The sequence below is a fragment of the Arthrobacter sp. LAR12-1-1.1 genome, from assembly GCF_040676555.1.
In the GTDB taxonomy this organism is placed as follows: domain Bacteria; phylum Actinomycetota; class Actinomycetes; order Actinomycetales; family Micrococcaceae; genus Arthrobacter.
In genome coordinates this window covers 120,129-138,606 of sequence record NZ_JBEGIG010000001.1, presented here as the reverse complement: position 1 = coordinate 138,606, position 18,478 = coordinate 120,129, and the positions used below count along the sequence as shown (strand labels likewise).

Genomic DNA, 18,478 nt, shown 5'->3' with positions numbered 1-18,478 from the left:
GCACCGGCCGCGGGAGGCGGTGGCCACAAGCGGGAACGAACGCCTTAGTGACATCCAGTCATTCGGTCGCGGCCATGTCTTCGCCCGCGAGTTCGGACAGTCACATCGAAGTGACGCCCCGTACACGGTGGCCAACGGCGATCGACTCCCCAGAGATGGCTCCAGCGATCGGAGACACGAGGAATGTGATCAAGGCAGCAACGTCGGATGGCCGGGCCTGTCCCGCCTGACCGATCTCCACCTCGGCAGCCGCGTCCTCGCGGACGACGCCGGGACTTACCGTGTTGACCGTGACACCCGTACCGGCGACGGAGTCGGCAAGGTTTTTCGCTGTGATAATGAGCGCCGCATTGCGCACCGCCCCCGTCACATTTCCAGTGAGGAAAGCATTCTGACCGGAAACCCCGATGATGCGTCCATAGCCCGACTCGGTCATGACCGCCAGCGCGGCGTTCGCGACTCTGAGAAAACCGAGCACCTTGGCGTCCACGGCTTCAAGCACTTGCCTCGGGTCAGAATTGCGTGCGGGGTCGAGGGTCTGCGCGCGTGGCGCCGCCGCGACGACGACGCCGTCCAGGCGACCATGCTCTTCGAGCAGCGTGGCGATCCCCGCGGAGACGGACGCATCGTCGCGGGCGTCCAGGACGAAACCCCCGCTCCCACTGCGGGACGCAACCACCGCAACGGCACCCTCCGCACGAAGACGGTCGACCACTGCGCCGCCGATCACCCCGGTCCCTCCGACGACTAGCACAACGCGTCCAGTCAGCTGCAAGTCCATGCCACCACGCTAGCCCGCGATCCGATTGACCACCATGAGGTCCGGGCCGACGATCGTATATAGGGGCTCCATGCAGGGATCCTCCGGTTTGGCTACTTGGCTCCACGATCGGCGCGTACCTGGGTCTCGTGCCGACCGAGCACTCCTCCGGAGCATCCAGGTCCCAGGGCTCGATCACGAAAACCGGCAACACCCACGCCCGCAGGCTGCTCGTCGAGGCCGCCTGGGACCACCGCAGACCCTATGACCACCCGTCCCGCCTGCTGCGCTCCCGATGGGAGGAAGCCACGTCTGAGGCAAGAGCCCGGGGCCATAACGGGAACCGGCGCCTGCACAACCGCTGGATCAGCTACCTTGAACGACGCAAACGACCCGTCATCGCGAACGTCGCCATCGCCCGTGAACTCGCCGGCTGGTGCTGGTCCCTGGCCGCAGACGCCCGGGACACACATCCCATGAGTGCTTAAACGCCGTGCCCGGCCGGGCACGGACTGCCGGGAAGTCCTGCGGAGTGGTTACTTGCAGCGCGTGGAGTAAACCCGCGATACAGCTATGGGCAACCGGAAACGGCCACGCCCGACGTTCCTAGACCAGCGGTAAGCTCCAGCCGAACACTTCGTCCTGCGGTAACCAACCCGCGCGTATCAGTCTGACCACGCCGTCGCCAACGACACGCTGACCGCCCAACCGGACCCACCGGCAACACAAAAGAAGCGGTCCCGGACAACACCCTACGGGTCTTCAATGACAGGGCAAGAAAGTCATACCGGACCCCGCGATCAAAACCCCGTCGTTCGCGGACCCAATGTAACGGTGCAACGGGCGGTTAGGCCCGATCGGCGAGGAGCCCGCTCGTCTCGGGTGGCAGTTTCGCTATAAGGAGGCCCTTTCACCCGGGCGGGTAATGCGGGGTGGTACGCGGCCGTAGCTCCGACCAACGGCCGAGCCCGCTGCGCAGCGAGTCCCGGAGAGTCGAGCGGGCCGGGAGCGGACGGGCCGCCGGTGAGATCCGGGTCTCGCGGGGAAGGCGGATCCGCAGCGCGCCCGGCCGAATGGTGAACCGCAGTGGGGCCGCCATGCGGAGCGCTTCCCCGTCCATGCCGACGTCGATCGGCCCACTCGAAGCCACCTCAAACGTCGTGGGCTCCCAAGCGACGGAGCCGGGAAACGTCTCCGGGTGGCCGCTGGCCGCGGCCACCTGGCGCCGTGCTTCTGCTGGATCGTCCGGGAGCTTGAGGGCGATCACCCCGAGGTGGCCGCCGTCGAGTCGCGGCCGGTTGGCGAGGGTGGCGGGCGTGCGGCCATACGGGTTGTTCGAGACCTGGAGGACGTGCGCGCGGGTGTACTCCTCCCCCGCCGGACCGGTAAAGCGCAGGTCGAAGGGTCGACTCCCGGGCCCCAGCATGCTCGGCAGCATGCTTAGGGTGGTGTCCACCTTGGCATTTCGGTACTCGGGGGAACGGACGATCTGCGCGTACAGCCCGAGCGAAACGTTGTTGACGAACACCCGGCCGTTGACTTGGCCGAGGTCGATGCGGTGTTCCACCGCCACTCCGAACGCGTCGAGTGCCCCGAGAACGTTGCCGCGGTCGAGGCCGAGGTCCATGGCCAGATGGTTGAAGGTGCCGGCGGGCACCACGACCATGGGCACACCGTGCCGGGCGGCCACGTCCGCGACCAGCCCAAGCGAGCCGTCTCCGCCAGCCATGCCGAGCACATCGGCGCCGCGGGCCACCGCGGCCTCGGCCAGGCCGGTCAGGTCCTGCCCCGGTTCGAGGACGAGCACCTCAATGCCGCGGGCCCGGCATTCGTTGACCAAGCCGAGGCGATCGGCCTTGCCGCCGCCGCTGCGGGGGTTCACGATCAAGGCGGGATGGCCCGCCGGCGAAACGGCGCGGCCCGGAGGTCCCGACCGTCGCAGGACGCGAATCCCGCGGAGGGCCGCGATGCCCGCCAAGGCGAGCACCGTCCCGGCTATTAACGCCCCGACCCAACCGGTGTTGGATCTGCTCGAACGAGTCACCACGGCGTTCAGTCGGCGTGGTGGGAAGCGTCTGCGCGACGTCGCTGACGAAGGCGAAGCCGCATGAGGCATGCCGCCGTGTCGCCCCACCCGCGGCCAGCGCACGCCGCGAGCTGCCAGGGGCCTCTGGGTAATCGGGGCGGCGCCCTCCGGGCCATAGGCGGCGGTCATCCCTGGCCGATCACACGTCGATGCAGCTCCGTCTTGAGCTTGTGGATCTCGCGGGTGAGCTCGGTGTTGTTCTTCAGTTCAGTTTCCTGCTCTAGGAAGTCGTGATCAGCCTTTTCCTGTTGGAAGGCGGATGCGCGGTTCTGCCCGATCATGATGAAGGTCGACAGGAAGATCGACTCCAGCGAAACGACGCGGGTCAGCGTGGGCCACGGGCTCTTCTCGACGAACAGCATCCACCCGGCGAAGACGACCACATGGACGTAAACGAAAGGCATCGATCCGGCAGAGCTGGTGATTGCATCGGCGATCCTCAGCTGCGGGTGCTCGGCACGCTTCTCCCGGAACCTGGTCACGACCGGGTGTTCGCGCAGTGGCGGCGGCGGGTGGAGTCGGGGCATTGCTCTCCTCGGAAGTTGCGGCGGACGAGCCACGCTACGATCTGTGGCAGTTACTGCATACGGCGTCGACGGCCGGGTCCCGGATGCTCCGCCGCCTCCAACAGCTACTCGAGCACCTTGGAGGGACGCGGTCTCTCACCTCCAGTTTTGACCGTCCGAACAGGAACGATAGGGGCTTAGGTCCCGAGACGTCCTAAACGCTGGGTTGTTGCTTCAACTGGGAAGATGTCACCACGAATGGATGCCAGTGAGAGCCAGGTGAAGCTGCAGCGCCTGATGGCAGTGTGGTAGCTCTCCCACGTTCTGGACGGCTCTCTCCCCCATGAGATCGTGACGCTCTCGACCCCAGGCCCGGACGGGGCCATGGCCACGAGGATGTGGGTATCTGACTTGGACGGGACGGGTCTGGAAGCAGATCAGATTGAACGGTTCTGATCCTCGAACCGCAACCGGGAGAGTGCAGCCTGGAGGCATTCCATGCCGCCGCCCTCGTTGAACTCGAGGCCCGCCGGCGGATCGACTACGAGGTCGCCGCCCGGCTGGTGGCCGATGAGTTCCAGCGCCGAGGAGTCCGGCCGGTGCTGGGCACCGGCGCCGAAGGGGTCAAGCGCGTCGACGGCCGGCTCAACGTCACGCTCTCGACCGGTACCGGCTGACCGAGCTTATGAGCACTGCCGCCAGCGGCTCGACCGACACGACCGTGGCGTGAAGCTAGCCGCAGCACGCAGCGCATCTGCAGCGGCCGCATGGAATGGGCCTTTGCGGAAGTCAAGGGTGCCCCCTCATGCGTTGCGGCCTGAGCCGCCCGACCACGGGTCGCTCTCAGGCGGCAACGCTACAGGACTGCACAATCAATGGTCGGCGCCCTGGAAGTCACCCTCAGCGCCCAGTTGGCTTTCCAGGCCCATGATGATCGTGTCCAGCGTCAGGCGGAAGACGCGGACGTCACTGCCTGGAGGGGTGAGCCCGTCTTCGCCGACAGTGGGGGGTTTCAGGCTCGACCACCGGTGGAGCGCGCCGTTGAGTTCGGCGGTGACGACACCGGTGATGACGACGCCCCCGAGAGCGGTGAACTGCGGGAGTTCCGAGTGCGGCACCCCGGCGGCGTCCAGGATCGCGGTGAGCGCAACCAAGAACGGGTCTTCGGGCTGGATGAAGTCCGCCTGGTGGCTGAACGAGTAGCCCATGAGCCTGGGGTGGCTGTGCGCCAGAGTCCGGAAATCCGTGGCGAGCAGGCGGATGCGCTCCTGCCAGGGAGCGCCCTCCAGCGCCACGGTGCGGAACTGGGTGCCGACCATTCTGGCCACGCCGCGCAGCACGGCGTGCTTGTTCGCCACGTGGTGGTACAGCGACATCGGGTTCGCATCGAGCGCGGTCGCGAGTTTACGCATGGTGAGCGCCTCGACCCCATCCGCATCGATGAGCCGCAGGGCGGCGGCGTAGATTCCGGCCTCGGTCAGAGGCACCTCTCTCTTCCTGGTTCCCCGCGGTGGACTCTTCGTCTTTTCCATACGGGGACGGTATCAGATTCATACAGTGTATGAAAAGTGCCCCCAGCCATGCGGCGGGATGACAGTCGCCTGTAAAATCCGGGTTGCGGTCAACCTTCCATACGTTGTACGGTTACATTTCCATACATCGTATGTTTCCTCAGTCTACCCTGCATCACGGGCGCCCTTGCCCATACCGCCCTGCACAAAGGAGCAACTCATGACCGCTCAGTCCATGAACGACTCGCCACCCATAACAACGCCTCGAAAGAAGAACCCCATCAAAGCGCTGCTGTGTGACGCCTGCGGCCAACTGCCCCATCCCTCGAAAGCCCGTCTTACCCTGGCCAACGTCACAGCCATGCTGCCGATTGAGCTTTTGGTTCATGCCGCTGTAGTGAACGCGGCACTCCCTTATGTTCTGAAGGTACTGGTCCTGACTTTGACGGCCACCGTACTGGTGATCTGGGTCGCCGAGCCCTCCGTCCGGCGCGCATTGCGGGGCTGGCTGCACGCACCGGCCCTGCGCCACCGACGGCGGCTGCACAACTCTGCGGCCCTGTGGCGGGTCCGCACTCTGATCGATTACAGCAACGAAGCCCAGGAGAAACTGGCAGAGGCCATCTCCGGCGTCGACGCCGAGATCCTCGTGTGCCGGAATCACACCGTTGCCGGCGGGATGCTGGACGAGCTGGTCGTCTCCACGCCAGATCATGTCACCCACGCGGAACTACTCGCTGCGGCCGCGGGCGGCGGAGGACGGGATGTCCGAGCGTGGCCGGCGACAGCCCTGACCGTGGCGGACGGCCAGACCAAGGCCCTTGCCCTTGCCCTGCGGGTCGTGGAGGACCCAGGCGAACTCCAACTCGCGGTCGCCGAACTGCTCGACGCCAAGCCCGTCGCGGCTCCCACCGGCGACAGCACCTCACCCGCGACCAGCAAACCGGCATGTGATGGCACCGTCCTGAAAATACCATCCCCCCGGCATGGACCCCTCGGCTTCTCCCGCCCCCGGGCGCCCTTCACACCGGCCGAATCCGCCCGGGCACACCGGCTAGCCGAGCTCGCCGAGCTCACTGAATTGACACGAAAACACCCAGTACGGCCTCGGCAATAGAAAACCGGGAGGTGTCGTTCCCGCTGCGGGAACCGCCCCGAAAGGAGACAACCATGACGGCAGCCCAGTCCTCACCTATCCGCTCATGCTCGGAACTTTCCTACGGAGACGAAATCGAAGCCTGGCGCTTCGGCAAGCTCCTGCACCGAGGAAGGGTGAACCAGACCCTGCCGTCCGTGGAGATGTTCTGGATCATTTGCCAAAGGACCGGAACACGCAAGCTCGTGGACATGGAGGCCGCCGCCATTCTAAGGATTCCAACAGCACCCCGAGACGCGAGATCTGCGGCACCGCCGTCGTCATCCCGTTGATGAACCGGGTCGACAGACCGCGGACTGGTAAGCCGGCACCCGGACACAGATGACCGAAGGAGCGTAAGCATCCCCCTTAAACCCGAGGGCGGGAGGCTGGCGGACGCCGCCGTGAGGGACCGGCTTGGGCAGGGGCGTCAGCCCATCCAACCGTTCGGCGGGAGTGACTCCAAACCACTGCGGCCGACTCGGGCGGGCCTCAACTCCAACCCGGGGCGGTGCCGATTTTGCGTTGCTGCAGAGGATTGCCGCCGCGCTTTGCGATGGTGGATCACTGCGCAGGAACGAACTCCCCCTCATCAAAGCCGCCAAAGCCAGGCGCCCTCAGGCGGCAACGCTACAGGACCGCACAATCAATGGTCGGCGCCCTGGCTCTCACCAAAGGCGGCGAGTTGGCCCTCCAGACCCATGATGATCGTGTCCAGCGCCAGGTGGAAGACGCGGTTCTCGTCACGGCCTGGAGGGGTGAGCCCATCTTCGCCGACACTGGGGGGGTTAAGGCTCGACCACCGGTGGAGCGCGCCGGTGAGTTCGGCGGTGAGGACACCGTTCATGGCGAAGCCCACGAGAGCGGTGAAATGAGAGAGCTCCGAGTGCGGCACCCCTGCGGCGTCCAGGATCGCGGTGAGCTCAGTCCAGAACGGGTCGTCGGGCTGGATGAAGTCCGACTGCAGGCTGAACGAGTAGCCCATGAACCTGGGGTGGCTGTGCGCCAGCGTCCGGAACTCCGTGGCGAGCAGGCGGATGCGCTCCTGCCAGGAAGCGTCCTCCAGCGTCACGGTGCGGAACTGGGCGCCGACCATTCTCGCCACGCCCCGCAGCACGGCGTCCTTGTTCGGCACGTGGTAGTAGAGCGACATCGGGTTCGCATCGAGCGCGGTGGCAAGTTTACGCATGGTGAGCGCCTCGACCCCGTCCGCGTCGATGAGCCGCAGGGCGGCGGCGTAGATCCCGGCCTCGGTCAGAGGCACCTCTCTTTTCCTGGTCCCCCGCGGGGAACTCTTCGTTTTTTCCATACTCGGACACTATCAAATTCGTACAGCGTATGGAAATAACCTCGGCCGTGCGGCGGAATGAAGCCACTCGACATTCCGGGTTGCGATCGACCTTCCGTACGATGTATGGTTGCAATTCCATACAACGTATGTTTCTGCGGTGCATCTCCAACATCACCGACGCAACAGCCCATCCACGCCCTGCACAAAGGAGCAAACCCATGACCACTCAGTTCAAGAACGAATCGCGACCCATCAGGTCTCCGCGCGCGGTCCCGCTCTTCGGCCACACGCCGCAAATCCCCAGCACCAACCCGGTGGAGTACTTCGGCGAAGTGTCCAAGCAGTTCCCCGAGGGGCTCTACAGCATGGAGATCGCCGGCATCGAGCAGGTCTTCGTCTGGGACCCGGACCTGGTGGCCGAGGTTTGCGACGAGTCGCGGTTCTTCAAGCAGATCGACAAGACGCCCCTGGCCCATGTCCGGGACTTCACGGGCGCCGGCCTGTTCACGGCCCACCAGCACGAGGAGGAATGGGGCATGGCGCACCGAGTCCTTCTCCCGGCCTTCAGCCAGCGGGCGATGAAGGGCTACTACGGGCAGATGCTGGAGATAGCCCAGAACCTGGTGGGCAAGTGGGAGCGCAGGGAGGGCCAGCCGGTCAACATCACCGACGACTACACTCGGCTGACCCTGGACACCATCGCCCTGTCGGGGTTCGGTTACCGGTTCGACTCTTTCGCCAAGGAGGATCTGCACCCCTTCCTCAACGCGCTGCTGGAGTCGCTGGTTGAGTCGCTGCGGCGCACGCAGGAGCTGCCGATGATGACCAAATTGCGCAAGGCCGATGACAAGAAGTACCGCGCGAACATCCAGCAGATGCGGGACCTGGTCGAGAGTGTGATCAGGGAGCGCCGTGAGGGGAAGGGCACTGCAGAGGATGACCTGCTGGGTCTGATGCTGGAGGCCACCGACCCGGAGACCGGCAAGGGGCTGGACGACGACAACGTCCGTGACCAGGTAGTGACGTTCCTGATCGCCGGTCACGAGACCACCAGTGGTCTGCTGTCGTTCGCCACGTACTCGCTGATGCGCAACCCGCACGTACTGGCCCAGGCCTACGCAGAGGTGGACCGCCTGCTTCCGGGCGACACGGTCCCGGACTACGACACGATCATGCAGATGGACGTAATCCCGCGCATCCTCGAGGAAACCCTGCGCCTGTGGGCTCCCATCCCGATGATCGGCAAGTCCCCGCTGGAGGACACCGTCATCGGCGGCGGCTACGAACTGAAGAAGGGAGCGCGGGTCAACATCCTCGAGGGCCCGCTGCACACCCACCCCAAGGCGTGGGACCGGCCGGAGGAGTTCGACATCAACCGGTGGCTGCCGGAGAACCGGGTCAACCACCACCCGCACGCCTACAAGCCGTTCGGCAACGGCGTGCGTGCCTGTATCGGCCGGCAGTTTGCGCTCACCGAGGCCCGCTTGGCCCTCGCGCTGGTGCTGCAGAAGTTCAAGTTCGCCGACACCAACGACTACAAGATGGACGTCCAGGAGGCGCTGACGCGCAAGCCCGGCGGCTTCGAACTGGAAGTGCGGTCCCGTCAGGAGCACGAGCGGACCGTGTTCGGCGCAGTGGACCTGCAGACCGGCGACACGCCGGCGCAGGCCGCAGTCAGCGGTGTCGGGGTGAACCTGACCGTCGCCTACGGCTCCAGCCTCGGCTCGTGCGAGGACCTGGCGCGCACCATCGCCGACCGCAGTGAGCGCTCCGGCTTCGGCACCACGCTGATCGGTCTGGACGAGCTGGGCGACAACCTGCCCACCGAGGGCCTGCTTGTCGTGGTGGCCTCCAGCTACAACGGCAAGGCCCCGGACAACGCGCAGCGTTTCGACGACCTGCTCGCTTCCGGACTCCCGGAGGGTTCGCTGTCGGACGTGCGGTTCGCACTGCTGGGGGCCGGCAACACCCAGTGGGTGGCCACTTACCAGGGCTTCCCCAAGCGGATCGAAGAAGGCCTGCTGGCCGCCGGCGCCACCCCCGTCATCGAGCGCGGCGCCGCGGATGCCGCCGGTGACTTCGACGGCATGGCCAGCCGCTGGATGGAAACCCTGTGGGCCACCCTGGCCGAGGAGTACGCCGCCGACACCTCCGAGGTGAGCAGCCCGCGCTTCCAGGTGCAGTTGCTCACCGAGGCGGACGTGCGCCCCGCGATCGTCTCCGAGCAGGCCTACCCCCTCACGGTGGTGGCCAACGAGGAACTCGTGGCCGACGCCACCGGCCTGTGGGACTTCAGCCTCGAGCCGCCGCGCCCGGCGGCGAAGTCCATCACCATCGGCCTGCCGGAGGGTGTCACCTACGAGACCGGCAACCACCTGGCCGTCTTCGCCAAGAACGAACCGGCCCTGGTGAACCGTGCCCTCGCGGCGCTCGGCGTCGACCGCGATCAGGTCCTGCGCCTGGAGCTGCCCACCGGCGGCCGCACCCACCTCCCTGTGGGCACCCCTGTGACGGCAGGACTGCTGCTCACCGATTTCCTGGAGTTGCAGGACGTGGCCACCCGCTCCCAGATGCAGACGCTGGCTGAGCACACGGAGTGCCCGTGGACCCGACCGCAGCTTCAGGCCTACACGGCCGACACCGCCGAAGCCGAGGAGCGCTATCAGACTGAGATCCTGGGCAAGCGTGTCTCCGTGCTGGGCCTGCTGGAGCGCTTCCGGGCGGTCGAGCTGCCGCTCGCGGTCTTCCTGGACATGATGGGTCCGATCCGCGCGCGGTTCTACTCCATCTCCTCCGCCCCGCTGGCCAACCCCCGCCACGTGCGCCTGACCGTGGGCCTGCTGGAAGGCCCGGCCCTGTCCGGTGACGGCCAGTACCGGGGCACCTGCTCGTCCTACATCGGCGGCCTTGAGCCCGGGGACGTCTTCTACGGCTACGTGCGCGTGCCCTCCCCGACCTTCGCCCCGCCGGCCGACCCCGCCACGCCGCTGATCCTCATCGGCCCCGGCACCGGCATCGCGCCACTGCGCGGCTTCCTGGAGGAACGCGCATCGCAGCACGAGAGCGGCACGAAGGTGGGTCTGTCGCAGGTCTTCGTCGGCTGCCGCCACCCGGAGCACGACTACTTCTACCGGCAGGAGATGCAGGACTGGGAGCAGGCCGGGATCGCCCAGGTGCACACCGCCTACTCCGCGGTGACCGGCCACCCGGCCCGGTTCGTCCAGAACGCCATCGCCAACGCCGCCGACACAGTATGGCAAGCCATCGAAGACGGCGCGCACATCTACGTCTGCGGTGACGGCCGCCGCATGGCGCCCGCCGTGCGCGAGGCCCTCGCGGCGATTCACCGCGAGCGGACCGGCAGCGACGACGAGGCCGCCCAGCAGTGGCTCGCCCAGCTCGAAGCCGATGCGCGCTACCAGCAGGACGTCTTCGCCTGATCCCCCAGACGCCGGGAGGGTGCGGCGGTCCCGACACCCCGCCCCCTCCCGGCCACCACTGAGCAAGTCAACAAAAGGAGTCATCATGGCGACGGAAACCCAGGCCACGGCCGCCCCTCACGGAGGCATCCTGGCAGCCACCGGCAAAACCGATGCAACCACATTACCGCCACCGCAACTTCCGCCTGCTCACCTTGAGCACCGGCGGGCTTGCGAGCTGACCCATACGCCATGGGCCGGCTGGTACTGCGAGACCGCAGCTGACTGAAAACCGCGGCGGTGTCCACACATTCGCCTGATCCCCCAGACTCCGGGAGGGTGCGGCAGACCCGACACCGCCCCCCTTCCCGGCCACCACCCGATTGCGAACCACCACAAACCACACGGCAGCCATCGGCCCGAACCGCCAGGAAATGCCGCTCAGAGAAAGCAGATCACCATGAATACCATGCTCGCCGGACGCTTCCACCTGGACAGCAAGAAGTTCGCCGTGGAGGAGGTCCCCATCCCCGTTCCGGGCCCGGGTGAAATCCTGATCGAGGTGAAGGCCGCAGGTGTCTGCCTGTCGGACGTCCACCTGCTCGACGGTTCCCTCGTCCCACTGTTCGCCACCTCCGACGCGGTCACCGTCGGCCACGAGGTCGCCGGTGTGATCCACACCCTCGGCCCTGACCTTAAGCGCGGACTGACCGTCGGCACCCGCGTTACCCTTGAGGCCGGCAAGACCTGCGGCCAGTGCGGCGGCTGCGTGCGCCGCCGCCCCTGTACCCAGATGCGCACCGCCGGCATCGACTACGACGGCGGCTGGGCCCAGTACACCCTCGCCCGCGAGGACACGCTCATCCCCATTCCCGACAACCTCCCCTTCGATCAGGCAGCGATCATCCCCGACGCGGTTTCCACCCCCTACGCCGCCGTCGTTGCCACCGCCGGGGTGCGCCCCGCACAGTCCGTCGGCATCTGGGGCGTCGGCGGAGTCGGCGCCCACAACGTCCGGGTCGCCCGCATGGCCGGCGCCGCGCCGGTCATCGCCGTCGACCCGCTGCCCAGCGCCCGCGAGCGTGCCCTGGCCTTCGGTGCGGACTTCGCCCTGGACCCTGCCGCCGACGACTTCGCCGACCACATCCGCATGGCTACGGGCGGACGAGGCCTGGACTTCGCCTTCGACTGCGCCGGCGTGCCCGCCGTCCGAGAGCAGGCCGCCTCCGTACTCGGCCTCAACGGCGCCCTCATCCTGGTCGGCATCAGCCCCAGGCCCCTCACCATCACCGAGGGCCTGACCTTCAACTACCTCGGCAAGCAGGTGCGCGGCCACTACGGCGGCACCCCCGAGTCCGTCAGCGAGCTGGTCCGGCTGGCCGAGGTCGGACGTCTAGACCTCGCCCCCTCGATCACCGACCACTTCCCGCTCGCCGAGGCGGCCGACGCGGTGAACCGGCTGGCGAACAAGATCGGCGACCCGATCCGCCTCATCCTGGTGCCCTGACAGCTGAACAGCAGTTCATCAAGACCAGCTCGGCAGGAGCGGGTGGGCGCCGGTGCTTGAGGGAGCACCGGCGCCGGCCTCTCGTGAACTGTCGGTTTCGTCCCGGGTCTTCAGACCCACATAAGCGACAACGAGGCAGCAACGAACCTTGTTCAGCGCACATATTCACCCCCGTGACCTACCCAACAATCGAGACAATCGAGGATGCCATGTCTAGGAAACGTCACGAGTCCCCGACGGCTGCTTCGAAGGAAAAAGTCAGCCTATGGGGGCTGGTCCTACTCGGGTTTCTCGCCTCCCTAGCCTTGGTCGCGGCGCTATCTTACGTCTTCGCCGCCTACACCACGCAGAGTCTGACACCCTTGGGAAATCAGCAGACGCTGACGACTGATCAACAGTCCGGCGTTCTTCGGAACGCCGTGACAGCAGGGGCTGCGCTCGGTGTTGGTGTGACGCTGCTCCTCACCTACCGGAGTCAAAGAGCGACAGAGGAAAATCTCTCGATCACCAACAGCCTTTTGGAACTACAGCAACGGCAGCATGATACCCAGGTGGTCTCCGCCCTTAGGGACCGATACTCACTTGCAGCAGAGCAGCTGGGGAGCAAAAAGCTCCCCCTTGCCATTGCTGGCGTCCATTCAATCGAGTCCCTGACCGATGAATGGTTTGCGGAGCGCAACGAAGTTGAGCGGCAAAACTGTGTAAGTCTTTTGACTGAATTTTTAAGACTGGCCAAGAAGGACAAAGATAATCTTTCGGATGTAGGCTCTCTCATTACCGCGACCATCCTCCGCCGCTTAAAGGCAGGGCTCGAGGAGGGACGGTACTGGGGGCTGCGCATCAACATGGCATATCATGCCCCGTCCAACATTTCCGACCTATACGTCAATGGCGCACAGCTGGACCTCCGAGGCGTTCGTGCCGAGGACCGTGGAGACCATGACCTCGGCTACATGGCCAGGTGGTACGTGGCCGCCGGCAGCGTCGACCTGACCGATCTGCAGTTGGACATGGGCAATCTTCTCTTCCAGGACTCCGTGTTTCATGGCGGCAGCGTCAGATACAGTATCGACGAAAACGGCAGTGGTCGCGGTCGAATCGAATTCAACCGATGCACTTTCAGCGGAACAAAATTTGAAAATGTCGAACAAAGCCGCGATGCCCTGTCCCTAACGTTCAAAGATTGCCGATTTGAAGACGGTAGCTTCAACTTCGCCACGTATCAGCGGCCCAAATCCTTGTCCTTCATCAACTGCACCTTCGACAAGAACATATTTACAGGCAGTAAAGAAATGAGCGGGTTTGACTTCACCGAACTCTTGATTCACAACTGCGAATTTGCGGACGGCCTCCAAAAACTCGAAACCCGGAAAGCGCCAGAGGTTCCAGAGCGCGATTAGCATGGTGACGGTCGTTCCCCGCCGGCATCCCGAGGTCGGGCAATTCAGCGGGCAGCGTCTCCGTTCGCTGCCACCTCGTCGACGGCACCGCGCAGCCCGGCCGTTTGGAGTTCGGGGAGTGGACTGCTACATATTGCACGCGCTTCGTTGGCAGAGACACCCAACATTCGCAGCAGCGCCTCGGTCGCCCGATCCGTCGTCTCGGCGTCGTCGCGGTCCGGTTCGGCATGGATGAGCTGTCCGAGGAAGGTTGCCGCACCGACGGCGCACACCACGGCTACGTCGACGTCTGTCATTGTGAACCGACCGGAATCGACGCCGGCCTGAATGTCACGCCGGACACGCGGCGCCAGTCCTGTCTGCGCGCCGAGGATGTCGAGAGTTGCGTGCAGGATCACCTTGCTGAGCTGAGGTTCACGGCGGTGGAAGCGACCGGTCAACCGGAAGCTGGTGGCAAACGCGACGGCGGGGTCGTCGACGTCGGTGGTGAGCTCGTCCAGGACCGCGCCGAGGAGGTCCATGACGTGCTCGACCGCTGCCTCGAACAGCTGGTCTTTCGACTCAAAGTGGTTGTAGAAGGAGCCGATCCCAACGTCCGCGGCCTGAGTGATCTCCAGCACCGGCGTATTGGTCCGTCCTTGAGCCAGGAAGGACTGTGCTGCGCGGATCAACGCGGCGCGAGTCTGCGCCTTCCGTCGATGCGACCGGGTGGGTTCCGGGGACGAAGTTGGGGCTTGGGTCATCGCTGGCTCCTTGAAGTCATCCGGTCAAAGGAATCCTACCAGCGCGCCATCAATATAGTGAAGAAATCTTCAACTGCCCTTGACTGACGATATCTTCATAACCGAATATAGATTCAGAAAGTGAGGCTATCCATGAATGACCACCCTGACCACCCTGGGACCCACAGCGACCTGCACACTGACCTGCATAGTGAGCAAGGGGCGCTGCGAGGCGAGCACCGCGGACGGGCGGCGAACCCGATCATCAAGGTGCATGACATCGCCTGGCTCGAGTTCCAGAAGCCAGACCTGCTCGCTGCCGAGACCTTCGCGCACGCCTTCGGCTTCGCCACGAGCCTGCGCACCCCTGACGAGCTGCACCTCCGAGGCACCGACACCGGAGCGCCGTGCGTGATCGTACGGCGCGGACCGAGATCGCAATACCTGGGCGCCGCGTTCACTGCGGCCGAGGCCTCGGACGTCCTTCGCCTGGCTGACGCGACAGGCACGACCACGAAAAAACTACCGGAGACCATCGGCGGCATAGGGGTTAACCTCGTGGATCCGAGCGGCGCGGCGATTCGCGTCGTCGCAGACACGCACAAACTCCCTGCACTACCGGCCCAGACGCCGCTCACGTTCAACTCCGGCCACGAGCTGGCGCGGGCCAACCAGACCCAGCGGCCACTGCGTCAACCAGCGACGGTTCAGCGCCTCGGTCACGTCGTGCTTCAGAGCACAAAGTACCGTGAAACGCTCGACTGGCACCTGGAACACCTCGGCCTGATCGTCAGCGACTTCCTCTACTACCCTGGCCAGCGCGAGCGCGGTCCGACAATGAGCTTCATCCGCTGCGACCGGGGTTCGACACCAACCGATCATCACACCATCGCGATGACGCTGGGACCGACGAACCGCTACGTGCACTCGGCATACCAGGTCGCTGACCTCGATGCCCTTGCCGCCGGCGGTGAGCTTCTGCACGACCTTGGGTACCACCGTTCGTGGGGGATCGGCCGCCACATCCAGGGCAGCCAAATCTTCGACTACTGGCGCGATCCCAACGGATTCCTGGTCGAGCACTTCACCGATGGGGACATGTTCGACTGCACCCTCGAGCCCGGTTGGGCACAAATGTCCGCCTCCAATCTCGCCCAGTGGGGCCCTCCGGCGAGCAAGGACTTCCTCGGTATCACCCCCGGCCGGGAGTCGCTGCGCGAGCTGGCCTCGATGGTCTCAGCCCTCCGCGACGACAACGAGTTCGATTTCACGCGCCTGCGCGGCCTGATGAAAGTAGCCACCTCATGACCGTCTCCATCCTGCGTACCGCCGACAATTGGTGGGTCCACACGCCCACCGGCGCCGCCCGTATCGCCACTCTTGCGACCACCACGGGCGAGCTGATCGCCGATCGGGCGGCCATCAATGCCGCGATCGGCGGCAGCGAAACTGTGCCGGTGGAAAACCTGGACCTCATCTCGCCGGTCACAGTGCCGTGCCGCGTGGTGGCCCAGATGACGAACTTCGCCTCGCACGTGAGGGACGCCGGCATGGATCCTAAGAAAATCCCACTGACCTTCTTCCGCAAGTCCTCGGGCTCGATCAGCGGGCCCCATGACGACGTCGTCCGGCCCGGGCACGTGCGGTTCCTCGACTACGAGGCTGAGATCGGCCTCGTGATGGGCCAAGAGACCCCGGTCGGCTCGGTTATCACCGACGACACGATCGCCGACTACGTCGCTGGGCTCGTGATCACCAACGACATCTCTGCCCGCGACCTGCAACTGCCGAAGACCCAGTTCTACGAGTCCAAGTCCTACCCGAGCTTTACGCCCGCCGGACCGACACTCGTGCTCTTCGATCCCGAGGACTGGAACCGCTTTGGTGAGCTGCGGCTGCGGCTGTGGGTGAACGGCGAGGTCCGCCAGGACATGACGGTGGCCGACATGATCTACCTCCCCGTCCAGGCGCTGGGGGCACTCACCCGCTTTCAGCACCTCTCCCCCGGCGACCTGGTGCTGACTGGCACCCCTGTCGGCACCGCACTGAGCGCACCACCGAAGCCAGTCGAGATCATCAGCAATCTGCTGCCCCCGGCCACGAAGTGGCGCCTGTTCTTCAAGGCCCAGGGCCGCAATCCGAAGTACCTCAAGAGCGGTGACGTCATCGAGATCGCCGTCAGCACCGACGACGGGAAGATCGACTTGGGGCGCCAGCGCACGACGGTGAGGGACGCCCGGTGAACGGCACGACTCTCTGGCCACGGTACTCGAGCCCAGATGACATCGTCGACATTGAGAGGACCCCCCTGTCCGAACGCGGACTTCCGGCATCGACGTACGAGCTGCTGTGCCGAGCCGCCCGGCTCTGGCCGGATCGGACGGCAGTGGCAGTACTTCGGAACGCCGAGCGCTGGCAGGAACCCGCCACGCTGACGTTCGCTGAGCTTCTCGCCAATGTGAACCGGATGGCGAACCTGCTGAGACAAATCGGGGTCGGCCGCCAGGACACCGTGGCCTTACTCTCGCCCAACTGCCAGGAGCTCATCTCCGCGACCCTCGCCGCCCAGGCTGCCGGAATCGCCGTCCCGATCAACCCCGGCTTGTCCGAGGACCACATCGCCGAGCTGCTCCAGCGCTCGGGCGCGCGGGTGCTGGTGGCGGCCGGGCCCGATCTCGATCCCGTCGTCACTGAGGCCGCTTTCAGCCTCGCGAAGAAGGGCCTGGTGGACTATGTGCTCCTCATGTCACCGACCGGGCAAGCAGCCTCTGGCCCGGCCTCGACCGTCGGATACGCAAGCGTAGACTACCTGACACGCCGGGCAGCAACCGCGTCGTCCGAGCAGTTCCACGGCGATCAGCCCGGACCAGGCGATCTGGCGGCACTCTTCCACACTGGCGGCACGACCGGCACCCCGAAGCTGGCGGCACACACCCAAGCCAACGAGGTCGCCGACGCCTGGATGCTCGCAGCCAACGACCTCCCCGGCGAGGACGCCGTGTACTTCGCCGCCCTGCCGTTGTTCCACGTCAATGCACTCGTGGTGACCGTCCTCGCTCCCCTTTTCAAGGGCCAGTCGGTCGTGTGGTCCGGACCGCTGGGCTACCGCGACCCTGCCCTCTACGGCGTCTTCTGGAAGCTGGTCGAGCACCACCGGCTTACCGCCATGAGCGCCGTCCCTACCGTCTACGCCACGCTCGCCGCATCTCCCGTGAACGCCGACATCAGCAGCCTGCGGCACGCCATGGTCGGAGCCAGTCCCTTGCCCGCGGCCGTGCGTGCCGGCTTCGAGACAGCCACCGGCGTCGCCCTCATCGAAGGGTACGGCCTGACGGAAGCGACGTGCGTAAGCGTACGGAGCTTCCCAGGCGCCACTAAGAGTTCGCTCGGCTGCCGACTGCCCTACCAAGAGATCAAGTCGGTGCACGTCGACGACGACGGACACTGGCATGATCTCGGACCAGGCACCAGAGGCCAGCTGGTGATCAAGGGCCCGACGGTCTTTCCCGGCTACGTCATCGGCAACGGCCCCGACGGCCTCTTGCTCGACGGCCTCGGCAAACTGCGGGACGGCTGGCTCGACACCGGCGACCTCGGACAGGTAGATGAGGACGGATTCGTCCAGCTCACCGGCCGTGCCAAGGATCTGATCATCCGAGGCGGCCACAACATCGACCCGGCACTCGTCGAGGACGCCCTCCTCACGCACTCGGACGTGACAGGCGCAGCGGCGGTCGGCAGACCCGACCGGCATGCAGGAGAGGTACCTGTCGCCTACGTAACATTGGCTGCGGGTGCGACCACCAGGACCGAGGACCTGATCCGATGGGCGGATGACCGGGTCGGGGAACGGGCGTCCTCGCCGAAGTCGGTCACAATCGTCAACCAGCTTCCGGTCACTGCCGTCGGCAAACTCTACAAGCTCGCGCTCCGGGCGGACGCCACCAGGGTAGCGCTGAGCGAGGCCTTGCGGGAGACGGCCGCCGTGCACGCCGTGGAGACCGATATCGAGGACGGCACGATAGTCGTCACCGTGCGTGCTGACGAGGCATCGCATGCGGCCGTCAAGCGCACCCTCGACGAGTACGGCGTCCGATGGCGGATCACGCATCGGCCCGCAGGAAAGGCGAATCGATGATCA

General features: G+C 65.6%; 14 protein-coding genes and 1 pseudogene. 9 read left to right on the top strand and 6 right to left on the bottom strand.

Annotation, left to right across the window (positions count from 1 at the left end):
- Window positions 1–100 precede the first annotated feature (100 nt).
- A complete protein-coding gene (locus MRBLAR12_RS00650) occupies window positions 101–781 on the bottom strand; it encodes an SDR family oxidoreductase (RefSeq protein ID WP_364742627.1) in 681 nt (226 codons plus the stop codon).
- A 113-nt stretch (window positions 782–894) separates the two neighbouring features.
- Between MRBLAR12_RS00650 and MRBLAR12_RS00645 the strand changes: the two are divergent.
- Window positions 895–1,248 (top strand): annotated as a pseudogene (locus MRBLAR12_RS00645) (transposase); the annotation flags it as partial.
- Window positions 1,249–1,670: 422 nt separating this feature from the next.
- Here the strand turns inward: MRBLAR12_RS00645 and MRBLAR12_RS00640 are convergent.
- The 3 genes from MRBLAR12_RS00640 to MRBLAR12_RS00630 form a co-directional block, all read right to left on the bottom strand.
- Window positions 1,671–2,642: a diacylglycerol/lipid kinase family protein gene (locus MRBLAR12_RS00640; RefSeq protein WP_364742624.1), complete on the bottom strand. Its 972-nt coding sequence runs from the start codon at window positions 2,640–2,642 to the stop codon at window positions 1,671–1,673.
- Between the two features lie 329 nt (window positions 2,643–2,971).
- Entirely contained in the window at window positions 2,972–3,373 is a 402-nt protein-coding gene (locus MRBLAR12_RS00635) for a DUF1003 domain-containing protein (RefSeq protein WP_364742621.1), read from the bottom strand.
- 851 nt (window positions 3,374–4,224) lie between these two features.
- Window positions 4,225–4,839: a TetR/AcrR family transcriptional regulator gene (locus MRBLAR12_RS00630; RefSeq protein ID WP_364742618.1), complete on the bottom strand. Its 615-nt coding sequence runs from the start codon at window positions 4,837–4,839 to the stop codon at window positions 4,225–4,227.
- A gap of 244 nt (window positions 4,840–5,083) precedes the next feature.
- Between MRBLAR12_RS00630 and MRBLAR12_RS00625 the strand changes: the two genes are divergently transcribed.
- Both MRBLAR12_RS00625 and MRBLAR12_RS00620 read left to right on the top strand, forming a co-directional pair.
- On the top strand, window positions 5,084–5,980 hold the full coding sequence (locus MRBLAR12_RS00625; RefSeq protein WP_364742616.1) for an amino acid-binding protein: 897 nt from the start codon (window positions 5,084–5,086) through the stop codon (window positions 5,978–5,980).
- Between the two features lie 53 nt (window positions 5,981–6,033).
- The gene (locus tag MRBLAR12_RS00620) at window positions 6,034–6,291 is read left to right on the top strand and encodes a hypothetical protein (RefSeq protein WP_364742613.1); all 258 of its coding nucleotides are present in this window, start codon (window positions 6,034–6,036) and stop codon (window positions 6,289–6,291) included.
- 353 nt (window positions 6,292–6,644) lie between these two features.
- On the opposite strand, the gene MRBLAR12_RS00615 is transcribed toward MRBLAR12_RS00620, so the two are convergent.
- A complete protein-coding gene (locus MRBLAR12_RS00615) occupies window positions 6,645–7,262 on the bottom strand; it encodes a TetR/AcrR family transcriptional regulator (protein WP_229995190.1) in 618 nt (205 codons plus the stop codon).
- Between the two features lie 245 nt (window positions 7,263–7,507).
- Between MRBLAR12_RS00615 and MRBLAR12_RS00610 the strand changes: the two genes are divergently transcribed.
- From MRBLAR12_RS00610 to MRBLAR12_RS00600, 3 genes are all read left to right on the top strand, one after another.
- Complete coding sequence (locus MRBLAR12_RS00610; RefSeq protein WP_364742610.1) at window positions 7,508–10,729, top strand: bifunctional cytochrome P450/NADPH--P450 reductase; 3,222 nt, start codon at window positions 7,508–7,510, stop codon at window positions 10,727–10,729.
- 439 nt (window positions 10,730–11,168) lie between these two features.
- The gene (locus MRBLAR12_RS00605) at window positions 11,169–12,215 is read left to right on the top strand and encodes a zinc-binding dehydrogenase (RefSeq protein WP_229996153.1); all 1,047 of its coding nucleotides are present in this window, start codon (window positions 11,169–11,171) and stop codon (window positions 12,213–12,215) included.
- 173 nt (window positions 12,216–12,388) lie between these two features.
- Window positions 12,389–13,615 carry a hypothetical protein gene (locus MRBLAR12_RS00600; RefSeq protein WP_364742607.1) on the top strand — a complete coding sequence of 409 codons (1,227 nt, stop codon included), beginning with the start codon at window positions 12,389–12,391 and terminating at the stop codon, window positions 13,613–13,615.
- 44 nt (window positions 13,616–13,659) lie between these two features.
- Here the strand turns inward: MRBLAR12_RS00600 and MRBLAR12_RS00595 are convergent, their stop codons facing one another.
- Window positions 13,660–14,358, bottom strand: coding sequence for a TetR/AcrR family transcriptional regulator (locus MRBLAR12_RS00595; RefSeq protein WP_229996155.1), 699 nt, complete (start codon window positions 14,356–14,358; stop codon window positions 13,660–13,662).
- A 132-nt stretch (window positions 14,359–14,490) separates the two neighbouring features.
- On the opposite strand from MRBLAR12_RS00595, the gene MRBLAR12_RS00590 reads away from it, so the two are divergent.
- From MRBLAR12_RS00590 to MRBLAR12_RS00580, 3 genes are read left to right on the top strand one after another with little or no spacing between them, the layout of a single operon-like run.
- Window positions 14,491–15,645 carry a 2,3-dihydroxybiphenyl 1,2-dioxygenase gene (locus MRBLAR12_RS00590; protein WP_364742603.1) on the top strand — a complete coding sequence of 385 codons (1,155 nt, stop codon included), beginning with the start codon at window positions 14,491–14,493 and terminating at the stop codon, window positions 15,643–15,645.
- The gene (locus MRBLAR12_RS00585; protein ID WP_229996090.1) at window positions 15,642–16,580 is read left to right on the top strand and encodes a fumarylacetoacetate hydrolase family protein; all 939 of its coding nucleotides are present in this window, start codon (window positions 15,642–15,644) and stop codon (window positions 16,578–16,580) included. The genes MRBLAR12_RS00590 and MRBLAR12_RS00585 overlap by 4 nt, the downstream gene beginning before the upstream one ends.
- Window positions 16,577–18,475 (top strand): acyl-CoA synthetase, encoded by a 1,899-nt coding sequence (locus tag MRBLAR12_RS00580; RefSeq protein ID WP_364742600.1) that lies wholly within the window; start codon window positions 16,577–16,579, stop codon window positions 18,473–18,475. Before MRBLAR12_RS00585 ends, MRBLAR12_RS00580 begins: the two co-directional genes overlap by 4 nt.
- Window positions 18,476–18,478: the final 3 nt, after the last annotated feature.

Coding starts and splice junctions, on each gene's coding strand:
- MRBLAR12_RS00650 (WP_364742627.1), bottom strand. CDS start 781: ATGGACTTGCAGCTGACTGGACGCGTTGTGCTAGTCGTCGGAGGGACC.
- MRBLAR12_RS00635 (WP_364742621.1), bottom strand. CDS start 3,373: ATGCCCCGACTCCACCCGCCGCCGCCACTGCGCGAACACCCGGTCGTG.
- MRBLAR12_RS00610 (WP_364742610.1), top strand. CDS start 7,508: ATGACCACTCAGTTCAAGAACGAATCGCGACCCATCAGGTCTCCGCGC.
- MRBLAR12_RS00605 (WP_229996153.1), top strand. CDS start 11,169: ATGAATACCATGCTCGCCGGACGCTTCCACCTGGACAGCAAGAAGTTC.
- MRBLAR12_RS00590 (WP_364742603.1), top strand. CDS start 14,491: ATGAATGACCACCCTGACCACCCTGGGACCCACAGCGACCTGCACACT.
- MRBLAR12_RS00620 (WP_364742613.1), top strand. CDS start 6,034: ATGACGGCAGCCCAGTCCTCACCTATCCGCTCATGCTCGGAACTTTCC.
- MRBLAR12_RS00595 (WP_229996155.1), bottom strand. CDS start 14,358: ATGACCCAAGCCCCAACTTCGTCCCCGGAACCCACCCGGTCGCATCGA.
- MRBLAR12_RS00585 (WP_229996090.1), top strand. CDS start 15,642: ATGACCGTCTCCATCCTGCGTACCGCCGACAATTGGTGGGTCCACACG.
- MRBLAR12_RS00625 (WP_364742616.1), top strand. CDS start 5,084: ATGACCGCTCAGTCCATGAACGACTCGCCACCCATAACAACGCCTCGA.